Below are 7254 nucleotides of genomic sequence, written 5' to 3'. Positions count from 1 at the left end.
GTATAAGAGACAGATACCGGGATGTACCGAGTTCACCCGGATCCGGTCGCGCGCGAGCTCGACCGCGGCGACCTTGGTGAGCCCGCGCACACCCCACTTGGCCGCGCCGTAGGCACCTGTGTGCGCCAGGCCGACCAGCCCGGCGGCCGAGGAGATATTGACGATGGAACCACCACCGGCGGCCCGCAGCGCAGGCACCACCGCGTGGATGCCGATGTTCACCGATACCAGGTTGACCTGGATCACCCGCTGGAACGTCTCGAGCGGCTCCTCGACCAACGGCACACCCGATGCGGTCACCCCGGCATTGTTCACCAGGCCGGTCAGTGTCCCGAAGGCACCGACAGCGGTGTCGACGGCGTGCTGCCACGACGCCGGGTCGGTGACATCGAGGTGGACGAACCGGGCGCGCTCCCCCAGCTCGCCCGCGACGGCGGCGCCGTCCTCGTCCAGGAGGTCACCGATCACGACGCTGCCGCCCGCGGCGACGATCCCGTGGGCGAAGGACGCGCCCAGACCGCGCGCTCCACCGGTGACCAGCACTACTTTGCCCGAAAGCTCCATCAAAGATCCCTTTCTCACCGGACGCCGAAGACCGCGCCGCCGCCGAAGGCCTCGCGATGCGATACCGGCTGTCCTCCATCAATGTCGGTGATCCCGTACTCCACGGCCGCCTCGGCGGTGATCACCGTGCTGCCGCTGCGGGTGCCGATCTCGGGATCGGTGGCCAGCGCCAGGACGACCCGGCCCACGAATTCCGGCGTCTCCGCACCCGCGATCGGGAACCCCTCGATGTCCTCGACACCCATGGCCAGCACCTGCTCGGTGCGCACGATCCCGGGCCACAGCGACAGGGTGCTCACGCCGGTCCCGCGTAGTTCCACAGCCATGTCGCAGGCCATCTTGTCCAGCCCCGCCTTCGACATGCCGTACAGCACCGAGTGCAGATAGCCGCGGGTGCCGAACGAGGAGATATTGGCGATGACGCCGCTGCCGCGCGCGACCATGAGCCGCGCCGCCTCGACGGAGGCGACATAGTGCGCGCGCAGGCCGACGCCGATCAGCGTGTCCCAGTCACCGACTGGCCGCCGCCAGAACGGGTCGCTGAAGCCGGCGAAACCGTCGGGGTTGGCCCACGCGTTGTTGACCAGCAGATCGAGTCCGTCCTGTTCGGCGGCGATGCGGGCGAATAGCGCGGCGATCTGCGCGTCGTCACGATGGTCGCACCGCACGGCGATGCCGGTGCCGCCGCGGGCGCTCACCTCGGCGGCGGCCACTTCCAGCGGCCCACCGTCACCCGCGCTGCCCCGCCCGGTCAGATACACGGTCCATCCCGCGGCGCCGAGCGCCAGCGCGATTCCCTTGCCGACGCCACGGCTGGCGCCGGTCACCAGAGCGATCTTCGACATGCCCCTGCCCTACTGCGCGATCCGGCAGGCGTCGTCGAGCGGCCTGGTGATCGCCCACAACCGCTGGAATGTGCACGTCGCGATCTTCCAGCGGCCGTCCTCCACCCGGTATTCGTCGGTGTATTCGCCGGTGGCGACGGTTTCGGTGCGCTCGATCAGGTTGACCTGGCGGAACCGCAGCGTCCACCGGCCACTCGCGGTGCCATCCGCGCGCACCGTGATGTCGGGGTGCACGCCGTGGTGCATGTCGAGGATCGCGTGCTTGCCGTCCACCTGCCGCAGGGCGATCGAGGCGAAGACGGCGGCCATGCCGTCGGCGTCCATAGATCCGAGCTCGCCGTAGTCCAGTGCCGAGCCGACCGCGACGAAACAGTCGCGGAACCCTTCGGGGTCCTTGGCGTCGCAGGCGCGGAAGTAGCGGTGCTTGAGCGCGGTGATCGACTCGATCGCCGCCAACCGCGCGAGGTGCGTCGAGGCGTCGTCGGGCTGGAGTGTGGCCGTCATGAAACTCACCGTATGACCTGGCGGATGTCAGCGCCCGCGTGTCTTCCCGCTCATCGGGAACGGACCGCGGATTTTCGACGGTTTCCCGTGCACTGCCCGTGGGTAAAAGATCTCGATACCCGTTCGCGGAACCGGCGACGGGACGCGGATTCCGCGACGTACACAACGGGAGACAATCACAGTGTTGAGTTTGCTCGGCGTCAATCGCCGCACCGAGACGGCCGACAGTCGCCCCGGCGCGCCCACCTCGGCCGGACTGCTGGAATCGGGTGACATCGTGATCACCCCGCGTCGCAGCTACCGCGTGATCAGCACGAGTTTCGCCGGCGGTGCACACCGCGCCGGACGCGTGATCGCCGACACGGTCGACCTGGTGACCGGGCGGCTGCGTGTGTTCGACTTTCCCAGCACCGACACCACGGTCAACGTCCGCGCGGCGTAGTCCGCCGCCTGGTATCCGCGCGAATCACCCTGCGCGAGAACTGGTCTCACCCTCGGCGCGCAGGTTCTCCGGCTTGCCGAGTCCGCGATGCGCGCGGATCAGCAGCGCCGCGCGCAGATAACACAAACCGGTGACATCGTTCAGATCGAAGCCGGTCAGCTGGCCGATGCGCTTCAATCGGTAGTCCACCGTATTCGTGTGGATGAACAACTCGCGCGCGGTCCGCGAACGCTGCAAATTCGTCGCCATGTACACCTCGAGCGTCTGCAGCAGTTCCGGATGCGCTTCGAGGGAATCGACGACCGAACTCAGGTAATCGCGGGCCGGGCCCTGCCTGGTCAGCTGGTATTCGAATGCCAGTTGATGCGGACGATAGACCTTGCTCGGTCCACCGAGCCGATCCACTATTTCGACCAGTTCATGGACCTGTTCTGCCGCACGCGGGATTTCCGCCGGTACCGCGGTCGTCGTCACGGCGCGCACCGGAACCTGGGCCGCGTCGGACAATCCGGCGATCAACTCGTCCAGCTCCAGTTCGGAGAACTCCGAGGTGGGGAGCAGCAGCGTGAGGCCGTCGACGCTCAACAGCGACAGCACCTTGCCCACGCACCGGTTCGCCAGCTCGGCCTGCACGCGCCGCAGCTTGCGCCGGGCAACCACATTGCCGTCGAGGGACGGGATGAATTCCTCGACATGGGGCGGCAGCGCCAGCGCGACGACGTGATAGTTGTCGGCGACGGTGATGCCGCATTCCCTGGCCATCGTCGAGGTGTTCTGACCACCGAGCAATGCCGAGGTCAGCGTATGGACGGCGGTGTGATGCTCACTGACGACCGAGCGCAGTTCGCGCACATAGGCCAGCGATACCGCCGAGGTGATCATGTTCTGGATGTCGGTCAGCCGCCGGGCCACACCGACGACCGTCTCGTGGTCCTGGTTGGTGACACCGGCGGTGACGAGGTCGAAACCGAGTTTGAAGCCTTCGTGCACGGCATTGTGAATGGTGTCGATCGGGATGCCCTCCCGCGCCCAGTCGGCGGCCGCGGATTGGATTCGCTCCAGCCGCCCCGGGAGGTCCCGGCCGTCGAGTACGCCCCTGGTCAGCTCCAGACACACCCGGGTCACCGCGGTGACATCACCGTCGAGTACTTCGCCGGGGAGTGTCGCGCACGGCACGACATTCTCGATGAAATGACCCACCATCTGACGGGATATCGTCCGCACATCCTTCAAGGGGTTCGATACCGGACGGCCCGCTGCGGTCAAGAACGGCGCAATGGATTGTGAGACAGCCATGATGAATCCTTCCCAACCCAGATCACTGGGCAAGGCCCCAATCTACCGTTGAAGTAACAACCACCGTCCGGCCTTCGCTTGTGATAAACCGCAACGGAAATCCGGATCAATGATGGGTTCCGACAACGCCACCGGGCGGTTCGACCTACCCACCTGCCCTCCGGCGGTGGCGGATCCGGGGCAGAACCGCGCAATCCTGCTCACCGCGAACGGTTTCCACCACCGCCGGAGGCACTTCAGCTAGCCGGTTACAGGCACAGCGCCAGCTCGAGCGGGCCGATATGCGGGAGGGGCAGGCAGACTTCCACCGAACCCGCAACGGGGGCAGGCGAAGCCGCGGTGGCGGTACCGACACTCAGTGCGCCCGCGGACAGCACCAACGCGGCGACGGCGAGCGGACGGGCAGTTCTGGAGTTCATACAGTTCCTCGATTGCATTCTGTGAAACATCCCCATCTCGGGGACATCTCGATCAGATCACAGGAAACTCCGGAACCAATCATAGTCCGCGCAGGTTTTGGCCTTCCTCTGCACCATTCGACGAATCGTCAGAGATATCCACAAGATTGAGTACCGGCATCTCGTCGCATCGAGTCAGGCGGGGCCGAAGGAGCGCAGCACCGCGGCGACCAGGGCGTCGGCGAACTCGTCGTCGAGACGACCCGAACGCTGTAGCCATCGCTGGGTCAGCGGTCCGTAGAGCATGTCGACGATCAGATCCAGATCGGCGTCGGCGCGGATCTGGCCGACGCGCTGCGCACTCTCCAGGCGGCGCTTCTTGGCCGCACGCATCGGTTCGTCCATGCGCTCGCGATAGACGGCGGCGAGGTCGGGATCGTTGAGGATCTCGGTCGTCAACGCCCGGATCGGGGCGGCGAACGCGGGATCGGCGAACTCGGCGGCGGTCGCGCGCAGCACCGTGGTCAGGTCGGTGCCGATATCGCCGGTGTCCGGCAATTCGATACCGCCGCCGTCGGGATTCTCGCTCGCGGCCAGCAGGGCGTCGAAGACCACGGCGCCCTTGGACGGCCACCACCGGTAGATCGTCTGCTTGCCGACCCCGGCGCGCGCCGCGATGGCCTCGATCGTCAGCTTCGCGTACTCGACCTCGCCGATGAGTTCGCGGGTGGCGTCGAGGATCGCGACCCGGGAGCGCTCGCTGCGGCGGGTGCGGTCCGGCGTGGTTCTGTCCATGGGCACAGATCCTATCCGACAGCGGAACGGTACGTCTCGTCTTGACAAGCGGTCAGGCAGGGAGCGAGTTCCTGCCTGAGGTCGTCAATGAGCCTGGCGCGAGGAGGCCGACACTGGCGCGCCGGTCAGATCGGTGACCGGCGCGGTCGCCTAACCGGTGCCGAATCGCGGTGGGCGCTTGTCCTGGAATGCGGCCACGCCCTCGGCGTAGTCGGCGCCGGCCAGCAGGATGGTCTGTCCGATGCGTTCGAGTTCGAGGCCGTCGGCGAGACCTGTCAACGTGCTCGCATTGATCGCGTGCTTGATCCGCGCCTGCGCGGCCGCCGAGCCGGCGGCCAGACGTGTTGTCACCCGGTTGATCTCGGTGTCGAAGTCGGCGTCGTCGACGACCGCGGTGATCATGCCCTGTGCCAGCGCCGCCGGTGCGGGAATCCGGTCGGGCAGCAACGCCATCCGCATGGCGTGCACGCGTCCGACGGCAGCCGGGATCAGGACGCTGGCGCCGCCGTCGGGCATGAGCCCGATGTCGGCGAAGGCGAGCAAGAAGTAGGCCGAGGTCCGCGCGACGATGATGTCGGCCGCGAGGGCGAATGAGCAGCCGACGCCGACGGCGGGACCGTTGACGGCCGCGACCACGGGTTGTGGAGCACGGCGGATGGCGCGGGTCACCTCGTTGGCCGCGTCGACGGTGGCCGCGCCGACCGGGTCACCGTCGGCGATGTCGGCGCCCGCGCTGAACGCCCGGCCCGCGCCGGTCAGCACGATCACCCGGACCTCGGGATCCGCGGCGACGGTATCGATCATCGCGGCGGTGGTCCGGAGCGTATCGAGAGTGAAGGCGTTCAGCCGGTGCGGCCGATTGATCGTGACCGTGGCAATCGAGCCATCGCGGTGACACAGTATCTCGGCGTTCTGCTCGTTCACATCGATTCCTTCTCGCAGTGGGTGTTTCAGTGGTCGGACCTGCGCGAACAGCCGGACAGCCCGTTCCAGCACAATGCGGCGGTGACCTCGACGGCGTCCTGCTTGGAGATCGGGCGGCCGGCGTCGAGCCAGTGGCGGGCGGCCAGGTGGCTGGTGCCCACCAGGCTCCAGGCGTACATGTCGGCGGGTGCGGCGGCCACACCGTCCGCGCGGATTTCGGCGGCAACGAGATCCGCGCAGGCCCGCATGGCGCTGCGCACCCGCCATTCGATACTCGGTTCGCTGTGGACCGGCGATTCGAAGACCAGCACGTGACCGCCCGGGTCCTCGTCGACGAAGTCGAAATACACCGACACCGCGCCGCGCACGCGGGACAGCGGCGTGGTGTCGGCGGCGACAGCGACGCGGACGCCGGCGACCATGCGGTCCAGATACTGTTGCAGCACAGCCAGATACAGATCCAGCTTGTTCGCGAAGTGGTCGTACAGCACCGGTTTGCTGATCCCCGCGCGGGCGCTGATCTCCTCCATCCGCGCACCGTGATAGCCGCTGGCGACGAACACGTCTCGCGCGGCGGCTACGACGGCGCGCCTGCGGTGCGCTCGCCGGCCGTCGCCACGCACACCGCGCGCGGAGGTGACCTTCGCCCCGGCGCCCGGCAGCACCGGACGCCGGGAAGTCGTGTCCGTCGTCATGACACTCAGCCGAGAGTTTCCCCGGCGGCGGCCTTGGCCCGCAACGAATCCGGGACCTCGAACCGGTCACCGTAGGCGGCCCGCAGTTCGTCGGCCCGCGCGACGAATCCGGCCAGTCCGCCCGCGTACTGGTTGATGTACTGGATCACTCCACCGGTCCACGCCGGGAAACCGATGCCGAAGATCGACCCGATGTTGGCGTCCGGTACGGTGCGCAGCACGTTCTCGTCGAAACACCGCACGGTGTCGAGTGATTCGGCGAACAGCATCCGTTCCTGCATGTCGATGAACGGGATGCCGTGGTCTTCGCGAGTGTATTTCTCGACCAGTCCGGACCACAGCCCGAGCTTCTTGCCGTCGGCGTCGTACTCGTAGAAGCCGCGGCCCTCGAGCCGGCCGGGACGGTCGAAGTCGTCGACCATGGCGTCGACGAGCGGGTACGCCTTGGAGTCGGTCCAGCGCTTGCCCTCGGCGAGCAGGTTTTCCCGCAGGCTGCGCCGGATCTTCTGCGCCAGCTTCATATTGATCTCGTCGGCCAGCGCCAGCGCGCCCACCGGGTATCCGGCCTGGGTGGCTGCCTGTTCGACCGACGCCGGATGCACGCCCTCGGCGACCAGCGCGATGGCCTCGTCCATGAACTGGCCGATGACCCGGCTGGTGAAGAAGCCACGGCTGTCGTTCACCACGATCGGGGTCTTCTTGATCGCGAGGGTGTAGTCGACGGCGCGGGCGATGGCCTCGTCGCTGGTCTGCTCGCCGACGACGATCTCCACCAGCGGCATCTTGTCCAC

10 protein-coding genes are annotated in these 7254 nt (G+C 67.3%); 1 reads left to right on the top strand and 9 read right to left on the bottom strand.

The features are described 5' to 3' along the window. The 3 genes from ACFWPJ_RS19710 to ACFWPJ_RS19700 form a co-directional block, all read right to left on the bottom strand. On the bottom strand, positions 1-564 hold a 564-nt coding region (locus ACFWPJ_RS19710; RefSeq protein ID WP_378853315.1), incomplete at its 3' end, for an SDR family NAD(P)-dependent oxidoreductase. Positions 565-578: 14 nt separating this feature from the next. Then, entirely contained in the window at positions 579-1409 is an 831-nt protein-coding gene (locus ACFWPJ_RS19705; protein WP_378853313.1) for an SDR family NAD(P)-dependent oxidoreductase, read from the bottom strand. 9 nt (positions 1410-1418) lie between these two features. After that, positions 1419-1913 carry a nuclear transport factor 2 family protein gene (locus ACFWPJ_RS19700; protein WP_378853311.1) on the bottom strand — a complete coding sequence of 165 codons (495 nt, stop codon included), beginning with the start codon at positions 1911-1913 and terminating at the stop codon, positions 1419-1421. A gap of 184 nt (positions 1914-2097) precedes the next feature. On the opposite strand from ACFWPJ_RS19700, the gene ACFWPJ_RS19695 reads away from it, so the two are divergent. Beyond that, positions 2098-2355 carry a hypothetical protein gene (locus ACFWPJ_RS19695; protein WP_378853309.1) on the top strand — a complete coding sequence of 86 codons (258 nt, stop codon included), beginning with the start codon at positions 2098-2100 and terminating at the stop codon, positions 2353-2355. Positions 2356-2379: 24 nt separating this feature from the next. Here ACFWPJ_RS19695 and ACFWPJ_RS19690 read toward each other — a convergent pair whose 3' ends face one another. From ACFWPJ_RS19690 to ACFWPJ_RS19665, 6 genes are all read right to left on the bottom strand, one after another. Further along, positions 2380-3558 (bottom strand): PucR family transcriptional regulator, encoded by a 1179-nt coding sequence (locus ACFWPJ_RS19690; RefSeq protein ID WP_378853308.1) that lies wholly within the window; start codon positions 3556-3558, stop codon positions 2380-2382. Between the two features lie 341 nt (positions 3559-3899). Then, positions 3900-4070: a hypothetical protein gene (locus ACFWPJ_RS19685; protein ID WP_378853306.1), complete on the bottom strand. Its 171-nt coding sequence runs from the start codon at positions 4068-4070 to the stop codon at positions 3900-3902. Positions 4071-4244: 174 nt separating this feature from the next. Then, positions 4245-4844, bottom strand: a complete 600-nt coding sequence (locus ACFWPJ_RS19680; RefSeq protein WP_378853304.1) for a TetR/AcrR family transcriptional regulator — start codon at positions 4842-4844, stop codon at positions 4245-4247. A 150-nt stretch (positions 4845-4994) separates the two neighbouring features. Next, entirely contained in the window at positions 4995-5768 is a 774-nt protein-coding gene (locus tag ACFWPJ_RS19675) for an enoyl-CoA hydratase (RefSeq protein WP_378853302.1), read from the bottom strand. Between the two features lie 26 nt (positions 5769-5794). After that, entirely contained in the window at positions 5795-6463 is a 669-nt protein-coding gene (locus ACFWPJ_RS19670) for a TetR/AcrR family transcriptional regulator (protein WP_378853300.1), read from the bottom strand. A 5-nt stretch (positions 6464-6468) separates the two neighbouring features. Continuing rightward, the coding region (locus tag ACFWPJ_RS19665; protein ID WP_378853298.1) for a 3-hydroxyacyl-CoA dehydrogenase family protein at positions 6469-7254 on the bottom strand (786 nt) is incomplete at its 5' end.

It is taken from the genome of Nocardia sp. NPDC058497 (assembly GCF_042720195.1).
In the GTDB taxonomy this organism is placed as follows: Bacteria; Actinomycetota; Actinomycetes; order Mycobacteriales; family Mycobacteriaceae; genus Nocardia.
Note: the sequence above shows the minus strand (reverse complement) of the source record. Positions and strands in the feature narration are given on the sequence as shown.

What these genes read in the sequence shown, in the direction of transcription:
- ACFWPJ_RS19705 (WP_378853313.1), bottom strand. Translation starts at nt 1,409, where the DNA reads ATGTCGAAGATCGCTCTGGTGACCGGCGCCAGCCGTGGCGTCGGCAAG.
- ACFWPJ_RS19700 (WP_378853311.1), bottom strand. Translation starts at nt 1,913, where the DNA reads ATGACGGCCACACTCCAGCCCGACGACGCCTCGACGCACCTCGCGCGG.
- ACFWPJ_RS19690 (WP_378853308.1), bottom strand. Translation starts at nt 3,558, where the DNA reads ATGGTGGGTCATTTCATCGAGAATGTCGTGCCGTGCGCGACACTCCCC.
- ACFWPJ_RS19685 (WP_378853306.1), bottom strand. Translation starts at nt 4,070, where the DNA reads ATGAACTCCAGAACTGCCCGTCCGCTCGCCGTCGCCGCGTTGGTGCTG.
- ACFWPJ_RS19680 (WP_378853304.1), bottom strand. Translation starts at nt 4,844, where the DNA reads ATGGACAGAACCACGCCGGACCGCACCCGCCGCAGCGAGCGCTCCCGG.
- ACFWPJ_RS19670 (WP_378853300.1), bottom strand. Translation starts at nt 6,463, where the DNA reads ATGACGACGGACACGACTTCCCGGCGTCCGGTGCTGCCGGGCGCCGGG.